Source organism: Amycolatopsis sp. NPDC004625 (assembly GCF_040609695.1).
Classification (GTDB): domain Bacteria; phylum Actinomycetota; class Actinomycetes; order Mycobacteriales; family Pseudonocardiaceae; genus Amycolatopsis.
This window is the reverse complement of record NZ_JBEXKX010000023.1, coordinates 21,901-37,556: the sequence shown is the minus strand read 5'-3', so window position 1 is coordinate 37,556 and position 15,656 is coordinate 21,901. Positions and strand designations below refer to the sequence as shown.

Here is a 15,656-nt window from a genome sequence, read left to right as displayed (position 1 = left end):
GCCGCGTCGGTCACCGTTCACGAATTGCGGATCTGCTCGATGCGGGCCCGGAGCGCCGCGATCTGCGGGTGGCCGGGGTTCCCGGCCTTCGTGAAGCCCGCGTGGGCGCGCTGCAGGAGGGAAAGCCCGCGTTGGCGTTCACCATCGGCAACGTGGGCCATGCCGAGCCCGACGAGAGATGCGAGCAGGTCGGGGTGCCCGTCGCCCAGGATGCGCGTGCGACGCGCGACGACGTCCGTCCAGAGCTGTAGCGCTTTCTCCGTGTCGCCGGTCTTGAAGCAGGCTTTGGCCAGGTTGTCCCGGCAGACGAGGGTTTCCGGGTGATCGGCGCCGTGGATCCGTTCCCGATCGGCGGCCACCGCCTCGAGCATCGCCCTGGCCTCGTCGTGGCGTCCGATGGTGAGGTAGGCATGGGCCAGGTTGTTCCGGGTGCTGAGGGTGTCCGGGTGGTCGGGCCCCAGCACTCCGGTCCGGTCGGCCAGGAGGCGCTCGTGCAGCGGGATCGCGGTGGCCACGTCCCCGGCCGACTCGTGGGCGTTCGCGACGTTGTTGCGCAGGGTGAAGACATCCGGGCTGTCCGGCTCGAAAACTCGTTCGGCGGCGGCGAGCGCAGCCTGGTGTTGCGGGAGTGCCGTGGCGACGTCGCCGGCCCGCTCGTGGGCGCCGGCGAGGTTGCTGAGGTACCCGATCGTGTCCGGATGGTCTTCACCCAGCACCCGGACCCCTTCGGCGTGGACTTCCGTCAGGATGGCGATCGCCTTCGCCGCATCACCGGCGATGACCCACGCACCGGCGAGGCGGTTCCGGGCACCGAGGGTGTCCGGATGACTGTGCCCCATCACCCGTTCGTAGGTTTCCGCGGCGCTTTCGTAGAGGGTGATCGCCCCCGGAGAATCGCCCGCCCCCTCCAACGCCCGGGCGAGGTTCACCCGGCACGCCAACGTGCTCGGGTTGTCCGGGCCGAGCACGGTTTCGCAGTCGGGCAACAGGTCCCGGTACAGCCTGGCGGCCAGGGCGAAGTCGCCGGTGCGGGAATGGGCGGAGGCCAGGAACGCCCGGCAGACCAACGTCGTCGGGTGCTTGCGGCCCAGGGCCTGTTCGCAGTCCGCGACGATCTTCCGGTGTTCGGCGATGGCGTCCGCCACCCGGCCCGCCGACATGGTGGCCTCGGCGAGCTGCCGCCGGCAGGCGAGCGTGTCGGGGTGGAGCGGCCCCGACACCCGGGCGCGGGTTTCGAGGATCGCGGTGTACCCGGCGATGGCCTTCGCGAGTTCGCCCTGCGAGCGGTGGAGGTCGGCGAGACCGCCGCGAGCCGCCAGGGTTTCGGGGTGGTCCCGGCCCACGACCCGTTCCAGGGCTTCGGCCGTCGCCTGTTGCAGCTCGGCCGCGCGGGCGGCATCGCCGATCGTCGCGTAGGCCGACGCGAGTCTCACCCGGGACTTCAGAGTATCGCGGTGATCGGGCCCGAGGGTCCGGCTGCGCTCGGTGAGCGTGGATTCGTGGAGCGCGATGGCGCGGGTGAGGTCGCCTGCGGACTCGTAGCAGCCGGCGAGGCTGCTGCGGCACAGGAACGTCACCGCGTGGCCGGGTCCGAGCACCCGCTCGTACTGGGCGAGAACGGCCTCGTTCAGGGGAATGGCGCGGTCCAGGTCGCCGGCCGCGTGGTAAGCGGCCGCGAGGTTGTTGCGCACGGCCAGGATGTCGGGGTGGTCGGGTCCCCACCGGCGTTCGCCTTCGGCGACGATCTCCTCGAACATCGGGATGGCCCGGCCGAGTTGGCCCGCGGCGTTGTAGGCGCCCGCCACGTTGCTGCGGGCGGCCAGCGTCGACCGGTCCTGGTCTCCGAACACCCGCCGGGCGCTGTGCACGCAGCGCTCGAAGAGGTCGGTCGCGCCGGCGAGGTCACCCTGGTCGCGCAGGAACGAGCCGGCCTTCGTCAGGAGACGGCAGGTGTCGCCGAAATCGGTTTCCGGGTCGGTGAACCCGAAAAGAGCCTGCGCGTGCGGCAGGACGGCCGTGTATCGCTTCCAGGACCGGGGATCGCGGAAGTCGTGGTCGGCCAGGCCGGCGAAGAGGCGGGTGGTGGCGGCCGTGCGGGCGGCCGCGATCAGCTCGGGCCGGCGGTGGGGGTCGGCCGGGTCCGGGGTGCGCGTGACGGCCTGGACGAGCCGGTGCACCGCTATGTCGGCGGCAGTCAGCTTGATCATGCTGAAGGCGTGGAGCCTGCCCAGCGCGTCGAGGGTGTCCGGGTCGTCGAACAGCAGGCGCGGGACGCCGGCCGGGGCGTACCAGGCCAGCTGGCGCAGCACCGCCCCGGCCGCCGGGGTGGCGGCGAGGCGGTCGAAGGTGACGTGCCAGACCCGGGCCATCGTGCGCTGCGCGTCCCCGCCTTCGCCGGTCGCGGCGAACATCCGGGCGGGGTAGCGGGCGAGCAGGTCGAGGTAGGCGGCCGGCGTGATGCGCGTCTGCGCGAGGTAGGCGCCGGCCTGCTCCAGGGCCAGGGGCAGCCAGCCCAGCTCCTCGCACAGCCGGGTGGCGAGCGGGACGTCGGCCTCGGGCCAGTCCGCGACGACGACGCGCGTCAGCAGTTCCTCCGCGTCACCGGACGGGAGCACGTCGAGCGCCAGGGTGGCCGTGCCCCGCCAGCCGGTGCGCTGCCTCGCGGTGATGACGACGGTGCCGGAGGAGACCCGCGCGAGCACGGCCTCGGCGTCGGCGGGCGTGGTCAGGTTGTCGAGGACGAGCAGCCAGTCAGGGGTGCTGCCGAGCCACCGGATCGCCACTTCGACGCGCTCGCCGACGGGCAGGGCGGCGGCCTCCGGCGCCACGGCCACGGCGAGTTCGGCCAGCCCGGCCCGGATCGCGGCGGGCGTGTCCGCGGTGATCCACCAGGTGAACCGATCGGTGCGGCGGCGCGCGTACCGGGCCACGAGCGTGCTTTTCCCGACTCCGCCCAGCCCGTGCACGACGGCGACCGGCCCTTCCTCGCGGAGCAGGCGGTCCAGCGCGTCCAGTTCCGCGGAACGCCCGACGAAGAGCCCGGACACGGCCGGCACGCGCCCGACGGCCGGGTTCGCATCGATCCGGGGTGGGTGGAGGTGCACGCCTCCGGCAATCGTCCCGGCCTGGACGACGGACCCCGACACGAAGCCGCCGACGGTGTTCACGACCTCATCCACCGTCCGAGTATCCCGGGCGGGCTATCGTTTCCGCCATGCTCGATCGCATCCGCGGCCACGCCCGGGCCACGACCCTCCTGGCGACCGTGTTCGACTTCGACATCGCCCGCCTGGACCCGGTCGAGGAGGTCCACCTGGCCTCGGGCGGCAAGGTGCAGCTGATAGCGGGAGAAGCTTCGGGCGGAACGTTCTTCACCTGCGACGGCGGCCCGGTGTTGTACGCGAGTTCGGAGGGCACGGCCGGGATCATCGCCACCGACGTCGATGCGGCGATCCGGCTGGTGATCAGGGTGCCGACGTGGCACGACGTGGTGGCGTGCGCACCTGATCCCGACGCCATGCGCGGGGCCTTCGAAGCGTCGTATGCCGAGTTGCAGGAGGAGGAGCCGGAGATCGGGCAGCTCGGTTTCGAGGTTGCCGCGGAGCTGGGGCTCGGCGAGGTGGACGTCGAGGAGGTGCTGGCGTCGTTGGGCCGGTGCTTGACGGAGTTGTCGCCGAATTATGTGCTTCTCAACGAGAACGGCGACGAATACGACGCGCTGTGACCCGTCGATCCCTCACCCGGTCAATCGGTCTGACGGAACACCCGCGGCCAGGTAGTAGGCACGCAGGGCAGCCTCGCTGCCCGAGCCCAGTGCGGTCATGATCCGCTGGAAGCGCGGGGAGCGCAGGTCGCCGGCCACCGCGACGCGGGGTCGTTGGTCTGCGGGAGAGCAGTAGCCGTCCGCGCCGCGGACGAGATCGCCCGGTGGGGGCGCCGGCGCGTTCCCGAGATTGACGTAGGCCGCGTCTGCGGTGACCGTCAGCCGCTCGCCGTTCCGGGTCACTACATCGGCGGTGATCGTCGACTCGTCCCCGTGGAGGGTCAGGTGTTCGGCCGGCAGGAGCGTGACACGGGGATCATCGCGGATTTCTTCGACCTTGTGCGCGTCCGGCTCCGCAAAGACCAGGAGCAGGCGGGTGTTTGTGGTCGGGTGCGCGCGCAGGAACGTACCGGCCGGGCGGTCGCCGCCCGCGACGAGAAGCGTCCGCCCCTCGGCCGCTTCCCTTCCGGCCCGCCAGATCGGCGGCAACGCCAGGTCATCCGGAGCGGTGATCCAGGAGACGGCACGGGGACGGAGGGGATCGACTCCGGTGGCGACCACGGCGTACGGAGCGCTGAGGCGGCCGCCGGAGTCGAGCGTGACACTCGCGCGAAGGTCGTCCACGCGGAGCTCGGTGACCCGTGAGCCGAGTTCGAGGCGGCACAGGTCCGTGCTCGTCAGCTCGGCGGTGATGACGTCGGCCAGCTCCGAGCCGCTGACGTGGCCGCCCAGGACGTTGTTCAGCACCGGGATGCGGTAGAGGTTGCGGCACAGTTTGTCCGGTTCGATGAGAATCGAACGCAAACCGAGGTCGGCGCCCATTCGGGCCGCAGCGCAACCGGCCGGGCCTCCGCCGACGACGATCAAATCGGTGTCACAGCCGGCGTGAGGCGGTGCGTCTGCCACGAGGTCACTCCATCACGGGGGCGCCGAATCGAGCGGAAATCCGGGCCATCACCTGTTCGCTGGTGACGAGTTGACCAAGGCCGATCAGGCGGCGGGCGACGAGAAGCCCGGCATCGTGGACGTCCGGGCCGGCATCGCTGGCGCAGGCGTCGGTGACGATCCACGGCGCGTAGCCGTGCTCGAAGGCGTCCGCGGCGGATTTCAGAACGCAGCTCTCGGTGGCGATGCCGCAGAACACGAGATCGGTCCAGCCGGCCCTGCCGATCAGTTCGCGCGCCTCCGCGTTGAGAACCGTGTAGCCGATTTTGTCGACGACCGCATGCGCACGGAACGCGGCTTCGGCCAGCTCGGGAACAATATCGGTTTCCGGCGGCCCTTGGAGCTCACGCCAATCCAGGAAACGCTCGTAGGGGCTGTCCGGATAGTTGAAGTAGCGGGTGAAGACCACGGGGAGGCCCAGCGCGGACCACCGGGTGACCAGGTCTTCGATCGCGGGCACCACGTGCCGGCTGTGCAGGTTCACGAAACCGTTTTGCGCGTCCACCACGATCAGGGCGGCGCTGTCGATGCTCATCCGGTGTCTCTCCTGCCCCGTGTCCTCAGCCGGCGCCCTCGCGTAGAGCATCTTGCGCGGCTCGCAGCCGTTCGGCAAGCCCGCTCGTCTTCATGATGGCCTCCCGCATCAGGACGTGCTGCGCGGTCTCCTGGGCGCGAGCCGTGGAAAGCCGGGAATAGGCCGCTCGCAGAAAACGCCAGCCGTACTCGTCCGGTGTGGAGGGGTCCTGTCCGTCCTCGACCATCTGCTGGATCTGGCGGGTGAAGCACCACAGGGCCTGAACAGCCAGTTCACACCTGACCAGTTCATCGATGGTGAGGCTGCGCTCGCGGCAATGGGACGCGTAGGCGACTCCGGACCAGCTCGCATAGCCGGTCGAGACTCCCCGAACGCCGAAGGACACGATGTCCGGGTGGTCGAAACCTGTCGCGTAAAGGGACTCCTCGACCGAGCCGTCCAGAGGCGCCGGCCCACCGGGGGCACCACGATCGACCAGGATCGAGGGCGTGGACAGCAGCCGCACAGCGGTGGAATAGGCGTCTCCGGTCCAGGGACCAGAGGTGAGCCAGTACAGCGAAAGGACGTATTCGGGCTTACCGACCTGAACGCTTTCCCGGCCCAGAAGATCCGAGAGTTTGTCGCGCGCCCAAAGCAGATCAAGTGAATACGAACGGTACCGCCAGACGGCGAGTTCGGTGAGCGACGGGGGCTCGCGCGGCTGGACCAGGTGGAAAATAGCCACTCCGCACGCGAAGACGTGCAGGACGGAATCTTGCGCTTCGGGGTGGTCCACGCGGGCAGAACAGGACTCCAGCCACTGGTCGTCCGCGCTCGACGTCAGGTGGGCGCGCAACCGGCGGGCCCCCTCGACACCGATGAAGACCGGCAGAAACTTGTGAGAATCGACCTCGATCCCGCCCGGAACGGAAGGAACGGCGGTGGTTGTTCCGAGCACGGCCGCGAACCGGGCCTTCACGTCGTCCGAAGCGCGGTCGAGTGCCGTGTCGAGAACAGCCTGGGACTCACCACGAGGCTGGTAATCCACCCCGCCGGCCTCCCAGTTCGAGACGGTCCGGTCGCTTACGCCGAGGTAGGCGGCGAAGTCCCGCACGCTCATGCGCAGGGCGTCCCGCAACACCCGGGCTTCCCGGCCAGACCACCGCAACACCGTGACCACGGTCGTTCTCCCGTCCGTCACCTCGTCGAACGCCGGACACCTCAGCGTAACCCGCCTCGTTCGGCAACGCTGCGGCATTGCTGCAGCGCCCGTACCTCACACGAGGTCACCGATCGGCGCATGCTGGAGCAACCGAGCCGGCAGGCGGCCTCAGCGTCATTCCCGTCCTGCCACCATGGGAAGGAGCAATCGACGTGACCGATATCGCCGAGCGCAACGCGGCTCCCACCGCGCACTGCACGATCGTCGGGATCGACGTCGAGGGATTCGGCCGGCACCAGCGCAACAACACCAACCGGGTGCGCATCCGGAACGGCCTCTACAACGCAGTCGAGCACGCATTCGACACCGCCGGAGTACCGTGGGATTCGTGCCGGCACGAAAACCTCGGCGACGGCGTTCTCGTCCTGACCCCTTCCGAAGTTTCGAAACCGCTGCTGGCCGACGAATTTCCCGAGAAGCTCGCCGAAGAGCTACGCGCGCACAACGCGAGTCATCCCCGCGAAGAAAAGATGCGGCTTCGACTCGCCATCCACGCCGGGGAGGTCAGTTACGACGAGCACGGGTTCACCGGGGCATCGATCATCCACACCTTCCGCCTGCTCGACTCGGCGGCGGTCAAGCGCGCGCTCGCCGCCACGGACACCGCACCACTGGCGATCATCTGCTCCGCCTGGTTCTTCGAAGAGGTCGTCCGGCACAGCGAGAAGAGCAGTTCCACGGCCTATCGCCGGACGAAGGTCACCAACAAGGAGACCACCACCCACGCCTGGATTCGCATCATGCAGCCGCCGGACCGGTGACGACACCGCCCGGCCGTGATCACGCTGGCCGGGCGGAACTCTTGCGCTGGTTGGCGTTGAACCGCGCCTTCTTCTGCCGGTTCCCGCACGTGTTCATGTCACACCACCGGCGGGTCCGGCTCTGACTGGTGTCGAAAAACGCGGCCCGGCAAGTCGGCGACGCGCACAATGCCAGCTTTCCGTCCCGTTCCCCCGCGAGAATGCCGATCGCGTCGGCGGCGATCACGCCCAAAGCGTCTTCCACACAGGACGGCGAACCGAGCCGCCAGCGCCGCTCCCCCGACGGCGTCAGGACGGCCGCCGCGTGGCCTTGAACGCTGCGGTCGTTGATCACCTCCACCGCCGACGGCGGGAGGGCCTCCTGGGTCGCGGCCGCGGTTGCCGCGGCGTGGATCGCTTCCCTCAGCTCCCGGGCCAGTTCGAGCTGGGCGGGCGTGCACGACTCCACGTCGAGGCCGTTCACCACCAGCCAGTCGACCAGGCGCTGCGGGGTCGGGATGCGCTCCACCGAATCGCCCCGGCGTTCCGTCAACGTCCCCGTGAAGCTGGTCGCCAGCACGCTGCCCAGCCGGAAGTCGGGGAACCCAGCGCGCATGGAACCACCTTAGCAGGTTGCTCGCAGCCGCTCGGACGTGTTAGAACCGTCTTAGCCGGTTCACCGAAGGAGGTCCCATGCCCACCACCGACGTGCAGGCGTTCGAAGCCCACGCACCCGACGCCGAACTCGACGACCTGCGTGCCCGGTTGGCCGCCGCGCGGCTTCCGGAACGGGAGACGACCTCGCACCGCTGGGCGCAGGGCGTTCCGCTCGCCGACCTCGCCGAGGTCGTGGCCTACTGGCGCGATGAGTACGACTGGCGGGCGTTCGAAGCGCGGCTCGACCGGATCGGCCAGTTCCGCACGACCATCGACGGCCTGGGGATCCACTTCCTGCACCGGCGGTCCACCCGCGCGGACGCCACTCCGCTGCTCCTGACGCACGGCTGGCCGGGCAGCATCGCCGAGTTCGTCGACGTCGTGGACGAACTGGCGGAGCCGGAAAACGGCACCGCACCGGCGTTCCACGTCGTGGCGCCGTCGCTGCCCGGGTTCGGCTACAGCGACAAGCCGGCCACCACCGGCTGGGGCACCGAAAAGATCGCGGCCGCCTGGGTCGAGCTCATGGGCCGGCTCGGCTACCGCCGGTTCGCGGCCCACGGCGGCGACTGGGGCGGCGTGATCACCACGATCCTCGCCGGCCGGTTCCCGGCGCACGTCCTCGGCATCCACACCACGACCGCGCAGGCACCGCCCGGCTCGCCCACGGACGGGCTGACCGCGTCCGAACGCCGCTGGGCGGAGGAAACCCGCGACTTCTGGCGCGATCGCGCGGCGTACGCGAAGCAGCAGGCGACCCGGCCGCAGACCATCGGCTACTCGCTCGTCGACTCCCCGGTCGGCCTCCTCGCCTGGATCCTCGACAAGTTCGCCGAGTGGACGGACACCGCGGACAGCCCGTTCGAGGCGGTGTCCCGCGACCGGATCCTGGACGACGTCACCCTGTACTGGCTGACCCGGACCGGCGCCTCGGCGGCCCGCATCTACCACGAGAGCCACGATTCGCTGGACCCCGAGCTGCGGGTCGACGTCCCGGCGGCGATCAGCGTTTATCCGCGCGACATCGAGAAGTGCCCGCGCCCCTTGGCGCAGGAGCGGTTCCGGCGGATCGTCCGGTGGACGGAACCGGAGACCGGGGGCCACTTCCCGTCGCTGGAGGTGCCCGCGTTCTTCGTCAAGGATCTGCAGGACGGCTTGGCGGCGGTGCTGGCCGCGAGCCGCTGACCGGGGCTCAGCCCGGCCGAAGGCTGCGACGGGCGTATTCGCCCAGCGACAGCTGCTCGCACACGCAACCCTGGTAATAGCTGATCAGGCCCGGCTCGCCGGCCAGCCGTTCCCACACCGCGCGTCCGGCCGGCTCGTCCAGCTCGGTCAGCAACGTCGCCGCGTACGCCCGGCCTGCCGGTGTCCCGTCCTCGATCACGCGCTCGAGCAGGGGAACGGCGGGCGCGCCCAGCCCGGCCAGGTGCCGGTAGGCGTGCGTGCTCGCGTCGACGGTCCCGGCGAAACCCCGGCCGCCGAACGCCAGGAGCCGGGCCGTGATCAGTTCCGTCACCGCTTCGCTGTCGTCCATCGCCACCCTCCCGGAACCATCCTCCTCCGAAAAAGGCGGAAGCGGGTTGTCGGATCCGGGGTGAGCCGTTCGTGGAGTGGGTGAGCGGCCGCCACGAGGGCGCCGCCGAGGACCACAGGAGCCGAGATGCCGCAGCCCGTCGCCCGCCGGATGTACGACCTGGTCGAGCCGCTGGGCCTGGTGCCCTACTTCGCCGACGAGTCCGACGAGGCCCTGATGGCGCTGGGCCTGCGCAATTCGTGGGACGCCTACTTCGCCGGCCGGGCCGCGCCGCTCGGCCGCGAGGTGCCGGCCGGCGTCGTCCACGCGATCTTCTACAACTTCGCCCCCGGCGAGGTGGCCCGGCACATCCCGGAGGTCTGGGAGCTGACCACGCCGGAGGCCGCGCTGGCCGCCCGCGAGCGGGGCTGCGTCGCGGGGATGCGCCGGATCCTCGGCGACCTCGCCGACGACCCCCGCATCACCCGCACCGCCGACCTCCTGCTGAAGGCGGCGACCAGCGCCTCCGTGGAAGGACGTGCCCTCTACGCCGCGTTGCGGACGGTCCCGGTCCCCCGGGAACCGGTGGCCCGCCTGTGGCACGCGGCCACCCTCCTGCGCGAGCACCGCGGCGACGGCCACATCGTCGCCCTGGTGGCCGAAGGCATCGGCGGAACGGAGGCCCACGTGCTCCACGCACTGTCGATCGACCTGCCGGCGAAGGACTTCGGCCGGGTGTGGCACCTCCCGGCGACACAGCTGGAGGCGGTCATCGACGGCATGCGCGAACGCGGCCTCATCGGCGCCGACGGCTGGCTGACCCCGGAGGGCCGAGCCGCGAAGGAGCGCGTCGAGACAATGACCGACCGGCTCGCGGAGGCGCCCTACACCGCGCTGAGCCCGACCGAACTCGACCGGCTCGTCACCGAACTCGAACCGATCTCGGCCGCTTTCCGGGCGGTCTTCCCGATGTAGCGAGCACAACTCCGGAGAACAACAAGCCGGGTTTTCCGGGCATTCGGTAAATATTTCACCCTGCTCCGTTCAGCCGGAAATTCCACCCGTTGAGGCCAGCGTCCCCGCCCGGGCACACCGATAAGCTCGACCGGATACCGGCTCACACAGGGGATGTGATCACTCCATGACGACCATGGAAACCGGCGAATCGGCCAGACTGCTCCGGGAGCTCGCTTCGCCGCTCGTCGGGAACTGTCCGGATCTCGATCTGCAGAAAACCATTCTCGCCGCGCTGGAGGAGGGGATCAAAAGAGACAAGAAGTTCGACAAGCACGTTCTGTTCGTCGGCGCGTTCGAACTGCCCGCCATTCCGGACGTCGCCGAAGAGGGGGCGTTGTTCGAACACCTCAAGCTGATCAACCTGCCGTCGGTCACCGAGAACAAGAGCGGGGGGCCCACGCATGCCCTCGCCACCAACCGGAACGGGTTCCCGCTGGTCCAGGCCGTCGACGTCGAACGGCACCTCGTGCGCTACAGCCTGCTCACCATGGTGGCCGCCCGCCAGCTGGAATACCTGCGCAGGAGCGGGTTCGTCGGGAAGGAGTGGAAGGTACTCGTCGAAATCCACTACTACCGCCAGCGGCAGTTCATCGGGCGGGACACGCTCCACAAGGACACCTACGGCGAAACGCTCTTCGTGAATCTCAACTACGACACCGACGTGGACATTCCCGGCCCCGAGTACGTCGTCAACCCGGAGGTGGTCCAGGAGCACGAAAAGCAGATCGCATCGTCGTTGCCGACGAAGTTCCTGGACGACCTGCGGTGGGTTCGCGAACAGCTCGGAAAACCGGACCGGATCGCCATCGCGGCGATCAAGCCCCACCAGTTCGTGGCGTTCGTGGACGAGGCCATCCACCACATGAGCCCGCAGTTCGGCGGCCGGACGGTGTCCGGCAGGCAGCTGGCCGCGTTCCTCGCCAAGACCTACGGCCAGAACGTGGTGCAGGAGGCCAGTTCCGCCCGGCAGGCGTTCCGCGAGGCGAGCACGGGGTTCGGCAGCTACTTCCGCTCGATGACGAACACGGCCAAGCCGTTCGCCGGCTACCTGAAGCTGATCCCCGCCGACGACGCGAACATGTGGTTCAACCTGATGGAGATCGCCGAAACCCCGGACACCGAGGTCAACCGGCTCGGCCTGCTGGACGCCGGGATGAGCAACGACGTCATCGACCGGCTGCTCGCCGAGTACTGGCCGGGCTACCAGAAGGTCTCCGTGCCGCACGCCAAACCGGTCCCCCTGGCCGGCGCCCCGCTCAAACGGCAGGCCAGTGACGACGCGCTCGACAAGCGGGTGCCGCCGCAGGCCGCCGGCGACCGGCGGTTCTTCCGGACCTGGGTGCGGGTCGTCAAGGCCTGAGCCGGTCGCGGCGGCGGGTCAGGGCGGCGGTTTCGGCGGTGTTGCCCGCCAGCTCGATGGCCCGGTCGTACGCCGCGCGTGCTTCCCGGCTGCGCCGGAGGCGGCGCAGCAGATCCGCCCGGGTGGCGTGGAACGCGTGGTAGCCGGCCAGCTCGGCCCCGAGCCGGTCGACCGCCGCCAGCGCCACCTCCGGGCCGTCGAGCTCGGCGACCGCGACGGCCCGGTTGAGGGCGACGATCGGTGACGGATCGACGCGGACGAGCCGGTCGTAGAGCGCGAGGATCTGCGACCAGTCCGTGTCGCGCATGTCGCGGGCGGAGGTGTGCACGGCGTTGATCGCCGCGAGGAGCTGGTAGCGCCCCGGCGCCACCCCGGTGGCCAGCCGCTCGCGCACCAGCCGGTGGCCCTCGGCGATCAGCGCCGTGTCCCACGCGCCGCGGTCCTGCTCGTCGAGGGCGATCAGCTCGCCGTCCGGCGAGACGCGGGCGGGGCGGCGGGCCTCGGTGAGCAGCATCAGCGCCAGCAGCCCGGTCACCTCGCCGTCCGACGGCAGGAGGTCGTGGATCAGGCGGGTGAGCCGGATCGCCTCGGCGGTCAGGTCGCGGCGCACCGGGTCGGTGCCGGGGCCGGTCGCCAGGTAGCCCTCGTTGAACACCAGGAACAACACGGTGAGCACGCCGTCGACGCGGGCCGGGAGGTCCTCGGCGGACGGCACGCGGTACGGGATGCGGGCCGCCTTGATCTTCGCCTTCGCACGCGTGATCCGCTGGCCCATGGCGCTCTCGGCGACGAGGAACCCGCGGGCGATCTCGGGCATGGTCAGGCCGCCGAGCATCCGCAGCGTCAGCGCCACGCGGGCCTCCACCGCCAGCGCCGGGTGGCAGCAGGTGAAGATCAGCCGGAGCCGGTCGTCGTCGATCGCGCCGGACGGCTGCGGCGGGTCGTCGTCGTACGCCACCCGAGCCTCCTGGTGCTTGTCGTCGCGCTTGCTCTCGCGCCGGATCCGGTCGATGGCCTTGCGGGTGGCGGTGGTGGTCAGCCAGGCGCCGGGATTCGGCGGCACGCCGTCGGACGGCCAGCGCTCGACGGCGACCGCGAACGCCTCGGCCGCCGCCTCCTCGGCGACGTCGAGATCACCGAACCGCCTGGTCAGCGCGGCCACCACCCGGGCCCACTCGTCGCGGTGGGCCCGGCTGACGGCGGCGTCGCTCACCGGAACGGCCGGACCTCGATCTTGCGGTCACAGACCCGCGACGCCTCCGCGGCGAGCTTGAGCACCACGTCCAGATCGGGGGCCTCCCACACCCAGACGCCGGCCAGGTACTCCTTCGACTCCACGAACGGCCCGTCGCTGAACACCGCCCGCTCGCCGCGGTTGTCGACGACCGTGGCCGCGTCGGTGTCCGCGAGGCCGCCGGCGAACACCCAGTAGCCCTCGGCGATCAGGCGTTCGTTGAACTCGCTGATGGCCGGCTGCCGGTCCGTGCGGCCGGGATCTTCCTTGTCGTCGATCACGGAAACCAGGTACTGCATCGGGCGCTCCCTAGGGTTCGAGGACGGCTTCACCGGTGCTACGAACGCCACCGGCCGGATCCGACACCGCCGCCCAGATTATTTCGGAGGATCTTCCCGCGTCGTGGTGCCAGGCTGTACCCCATGGGCTCGGACTGGTCATGGACGGTGACACTCCCCGGCGGCACGGTGCGCCCGGAGGCCGTCGAACGGCTGCTGGCCGTGGCCGGCACGCTCGGGCTGGCCCCGGAGCGGCCGGACGGCGGCTGCAACGGCTTCGACACGTCGCCGGGGCACGAGGGCGAACACGTGGTGCTGGACCGGCCTGGGCTGGTGCGGGGCCTGGCCACTGGAGCGCGAAGCACCACCCTGTGGCGGGGATCCGACGTGAGCGTCCTGATGGTCACCAAGCTCGGCGCCTGGGACACCGTGACGCTGCATTTGGACGCGTGCTACTGCCGGCGCACCCCGGACGCCCGGGCCGATCCCTTCCGCGCGCTGCACCGGCTGCTCACCGACCTGTGGGTGGCCCTGGCGGACGAGCTCGGCGCGGTGTTCGGCCGGGTCGAGGACGAGTGGTCGCTGGAGCAGATCTGGGCCGAGCTGCGCGACCCGCTCGCGTTCGCCACCCCGCCGCCCCCGGGGGCCTGGCCGGAGTGGCTGAGCTGGTCGACCTACCTCGACGCCGGGCGCTACGAGGCGCTGCCGCCGCTCCCGGCGGAGCTGGACGCGCGCGTCCGGCGGACGCCCGGCGGGGCGGTGATCGAGCTGTCGGACGACCCGGCCGCGGTCGATCCGCTGCGGTTCGCCCGCCTGCACCGGGTGCTGGCGGGCGCTACCCGCGGCTGACCCGCTCCGCCCGCCGACGCTCGGCAACCCGTTCTTCCAGGTCCGCGAACCACCGGCGGCCCGGCTCGCCGCAGCTGTCGCGGATTTCGTGCTTGAGCTCGGCGGTGTTCGCGTTCAGCGTCCGCACCACGGTCAGCCCCTGGCCGACCTGGACCCGCAGTTCCCCGTGGGACCGGGCCAGCTGCGCCGCGGCCGCGCGCAGCTCGGCCCGCGCCCGGCGGCCGCCCGGCAGGAGGTTCGGGGAGGTGAACCGCGCGCGGCGCACCACGGACGCCATCGTGCGGAGCGAGGTCTGGGCGGACTGGTACGCGAGGTGCGCGGTGTCGGCGCACTGGTAGGACTCGCGGTGGAACGTCCGCAGGGCCGGGAACGCGACGTCGGCCCGGCTCGCGGGCGGGCCGGGCGCGCGGGCGCGCAGTTTCGCCAGCCGCGCCTGCACCTGCTCGGCCTGCCGGCGCACCCGCTCGTTCTCGGCACGGACGCGGCGCAGGGCGCGATCGGCCTCCTTCGCCGCGTCACGGACCTGCTCGACGGTGACGCGTTCCGGACGGCGGTCCCACCACGCGATCGCGCCGAGCACCACGAGCCCGGCCAGCGCGCCGAGGCCGAAGATCGGCATCCCGTCCGCGATGACGTGGTCGGTCCGCGCGGCCCGGGTCAGCTGGGTGAAGGCGACGACGTTGACCGCGGCGAGCAGGATCGCGGCCCGGCCCAGCAGCCCGAGCCACCGTTTCACCGGCGGCACCGCGCCGCCGCGAAGCCGGCCGGTGCGGGCCAGGACGAGCCGGACCAGCACCAGCGCGAGCAGCGGCGAGCCGATCATGGCCCAGCGCCATTCCGCCAGGTACGGCGCCAGCGCGGGGGCGCCGCTGGTGGCGATGCGGGCCGCGATCGCCGGGGCCGCCAGCACCATCGTCAGCGGCAGGCCGCCGAACACGGCCAGGACGACGGCGGCGCACCCGCCGCAGCCGGTGCGGTTACCGGCCACGCCCACCCGACGTCTTCCGCTTCGCCGGCTTGGACGGGCCCGCGGGGCGCGCGGCCGGCGCGAGCGCGGTGGCACCGGCCCCGTTGAGCACCTTGTCGACGATGACCGCGACCCCGCCTGTGAGGTCGGTGTGGTGCTGGACGAGCATCGTGGTGAAGTGCTGGGTCAGCTCGATGTAGGCCCGGCGTTCGGCCAGGGCCAGCCCCGGCTTGACCGTCTCCGCCTGCATGTTGACCATGCAGCGGCGGATGTCCTGCGCGCTGAGGTCGGCCTGGCCGAGGCCGTCCCGCAGCTGCCGCAGCGACGCCGAGGACTCCTGGCGGCGCGCCTCGAGCAACGCCAGCGTGACCTCCTTGGCGTCGGCGGCCTGCGTCTTCTCCAGGTTGATCCGGCGCATCTCGCTGACCAGGGCGTACGACTCGGCGATGAGCCGGCCGGCCGCGCCGAGCGGGCTCAGCGACTCGGCTATCCGCGACACGGCCTCACCGAACACCAGGTGCCCGCCGGCCATGCTGACCAGACTCTTCGCCACTCGAACCGCCTTCCGGGGACAGCAAATTCCGGTACGTAGTCGAG

The 15,656-nt window shown here is 71.0% G+C and carries 16 protein-coding genes; 6 read left to right on the top strand and 10 right to left on the bottom strand.

The annotated features are described in order from the left end of the window. Positions 1-17: 17 nt before the first annotated feature. Positions 18-3,179 carry a tetratricopeptide repeat protein gene (locus tag ABZW17_RS25315; protein ID WP_354818898.1) on the bottom strand — a complete coding sequence of 1,054 codons (3,162 nt, stop codon included), beginning with the start codon at positions 3,177-3,179 and terminating at the stop codon, positions 18-20. A gap of 35 nt (positions 3,180-3,214) precedes the next feature. Here ABZW17_RS25315 and ABZW17_RS25310 point away from each other — a divergent pair, with 35 nt between their 5' ends. Beyond that, on the top strand, positions 3,215-3,724 hold the full coding sequence (locus tag ABZW17_RS25310) for a hypothetical protein (RefSeq protein ID WP_354818895.1): 510 nt from the start codon (positions 3,215-3,217) through the stop codon (positions 3,722-3,724). 12 nt (positions 3,725-3,736) lie between these two features. On the opposite strand, the gene ABZW17_RS25305 is transcribed toward ABZW17_RS25310, so the two are convergent. The 3 genes from ABZW17_RS25305 to ABZW17_RS25295 are packed head-to-tail and all read right to left on the bottom strand — an operon-like array spanning position 3,737 to position 6,402. Then, positions 3,737-4,669, bottom strand: a complete 933-nt coding sequence (locus tag ABZW17_RS25305) for an FAD-dependent oxidoreductase (protein WP_354818892.1) — start codon at positions 4,667-4,669, stop codon at positions 3,737-3,739. Between the two features lie 4 nt (positions 4,670-4,673). After that, positions 4,674-5,243, bottom strand: a complete 570-nt coding sequence (locus ABZW17_RS25300) for a cysteine hydrolase (protein WP_354818889.1) — start codon at positions 5,241-5,243, stop codon at positions 4,674-4,676. Positions 5,244-5,268: 25 nt separating this feature from the next. Continuing rightward, a complete protein-coding gene (locus tag ABZW17_RS25295; protein WP_354818886.1) occupies positions 5,269-6,402 on the bottom strand; it encodes a helix-turn-helix domain-containing protein in 1,134 nt (377 codons plus the stop codon). 194 nt (positions 6,403-6,596) lie between these two features. On the opposite strand from ABZW17_RS25295, the gene ABZW17_RS25290 reads away from it, so the two are divergent. After that, positions 6,597-7,205, top strand: coding sequence for a hypothetical protein (locus tag ABZW17_RS25290; RefSeq protein WP_354818883.1), 609 nt, complete (start codon positions 6,597-6,599; stop codon positions 7,203-7,205). A gap of 19 nt (positions 7,206-7,224) precedes the next feature. On the opposite strand, the gene ABZW17_RS25285 is transcribed toward ABZW17_RS25290, so the two are convergent. Beyond that, positions 7,225-7,800 carry a CGNR zinc finger domain-containing protein gene (locus ABZW17_RS25285; RefSeq protein ID WP_354818881.1) on the bottom strand — a complete coding sequence of 192 codons (576 nt, stop codon included), beginning with the start codon at positions 7,798-7,800 and terminating at the stop codon, positions 7,225-7,227. 77 nt (positions 7,801-7,877) lie between these two features. Between ABZW17_RS25285 and ABZW17_RS25280 the strand changes: the two genes are divergently transcribed. Beyond that, positions 7,878-9,026, top strand: a complete 1,149-nt coding sequence (locus ABZW17_RS25280) for an epoxide hydrolase family protein (RefSeq protein ID WP_354818878.1) — start codon at positions 7,878-7,880, stop codon at positions 9,024-9,026. A gap of 7 nt (positions 9,027-9,033) precedes the next feature. Here ABZW17_RS25280 and ABZW17_RS25275 read toward each other — a convergent pair whose 3' ends face one another. Continuing rightward, positions 9,034-9,375, bottom strand: a complete 342-nt coding sequence (locus ABZW17_RS25275; RefSeq protein ID WP_354818875.1) for a hypothetical protein — start codon at positions 9,373-9,375, stop codon at positions 9,034-9,036. A 150-nt stretch (positions 9,376-9,525) separates the two neighbouring features. On the opposite strand from ABZW17_RS25275, the gene ABZW17_RS25270 reads away from it, so the two are divergent. Continuing rightward, the gene (locus tag ABZW17_RS25270; RefSeq protein ID WP_354819188.1) at positions 9,526-10,329 is read left to right on the top strand and encodes a MarR family transcriptional regulator; all 804 of its coding nucleotides are present in this window, start codon (positions 9,526-9,528) and stop codon (positions 10,327-10,329) included. Between the two features lie 166 nt (positions 10,330-10,495). Then, a complete protein-coding gene (locus tag ABZW17_RS25265; RefSeq protein ID WP_354818872.1) occupies positions 10,496-11,731 on the top strand; it encodes a hypothetical protein in 1,236 nt (411 codons plus the stop codon). Here the strand turns inward: ABZW17_RS25265 and ABZW17_RS25260 are convergent. Together ABZW17_RS25260 and ABZW17_RS25255 are read right to left on the bottom strand one after the other, a co-directional pair. Further along, on the bottom strand, positions 11,721-12,944 hold the full coding sequence (locus tag ABZW17_RS25260) for a DUF6596 domain-containing protein (protein WP_354818869.1): 1,224 nt from the start codon (positions 12,942-12,944) through the stop codon (positions 11,721-11,723). The genes ABZW17_RS25265 and ABZW17_RS25260 overlap by 11 nt on opposite strands. Further along, on the bottom strand, positions 12,941-13,264 hold the full coding sequence (locus ABZW17_RS25255; protein WP_354818866.1) for a YciI family protein: 324 nt from the start codon (positions 13,262-13,264) through the stop codon (positions 12,941-12,943). Before ABZW17_RS25255 ends, ABZW17_RS25260 begins: the two co-directional genes overlap by 4 nt. Before the next feature lie 123 nt (positions 13,265-13,387). Here ABZW17_RS25255 and ABZW17_RS25250 point away from each other — a divergent pair, with 123 nt between their 5' ends. Then, positions 13,388-14,092 (top strand): hypothetical protein, encoded by a 705-nt coding sequence (locus ABZW17_RS25250; RefSeq protein WP_354818863.1) that lies wholly within the window; start codon positions 13,388-13,390, stop codon positions 14,090-14,092. On the opposite strand, the gene ABZW17_RS25245 is transcribed toward ABZW17_RS25250, so the two are convergent. Both ABZW17_RS25245 and ABZW17_RS25240 read right to left on the bottom strand, forming a co-directional pair. Continuing rightward, positions 14,079-15,086, bottom strand: a complete 1,008-nt coding sequence (locus ABZW17_RS25245; protein WP_354818860.1) for a hypothetical protein — start codon at positions 15,084-15,086, stop codon at positions 14,079-14,081. The two genes, ABZW17_RS25250 and ABZW17_RS25245, sit on opposite strands and share 14 nt — an antisense overlap. Beyond that, positions 15,070-15,612, bottom strand: coding sequence for a hypothetical protein (locus tag ABZW17_RS25240; protein WP_354818857.1), 543 nt, complete (start codon positions 15,610-15,612; stop codon positions 15,070-15,072). Before ABZW17_RS25240 ends, ABZW17_RS25245 begins: the two co-directional genes overlap by 17 nt. Between the last annotated feature and the right edge of the window lie 44 nt (positions 15,613-15,656).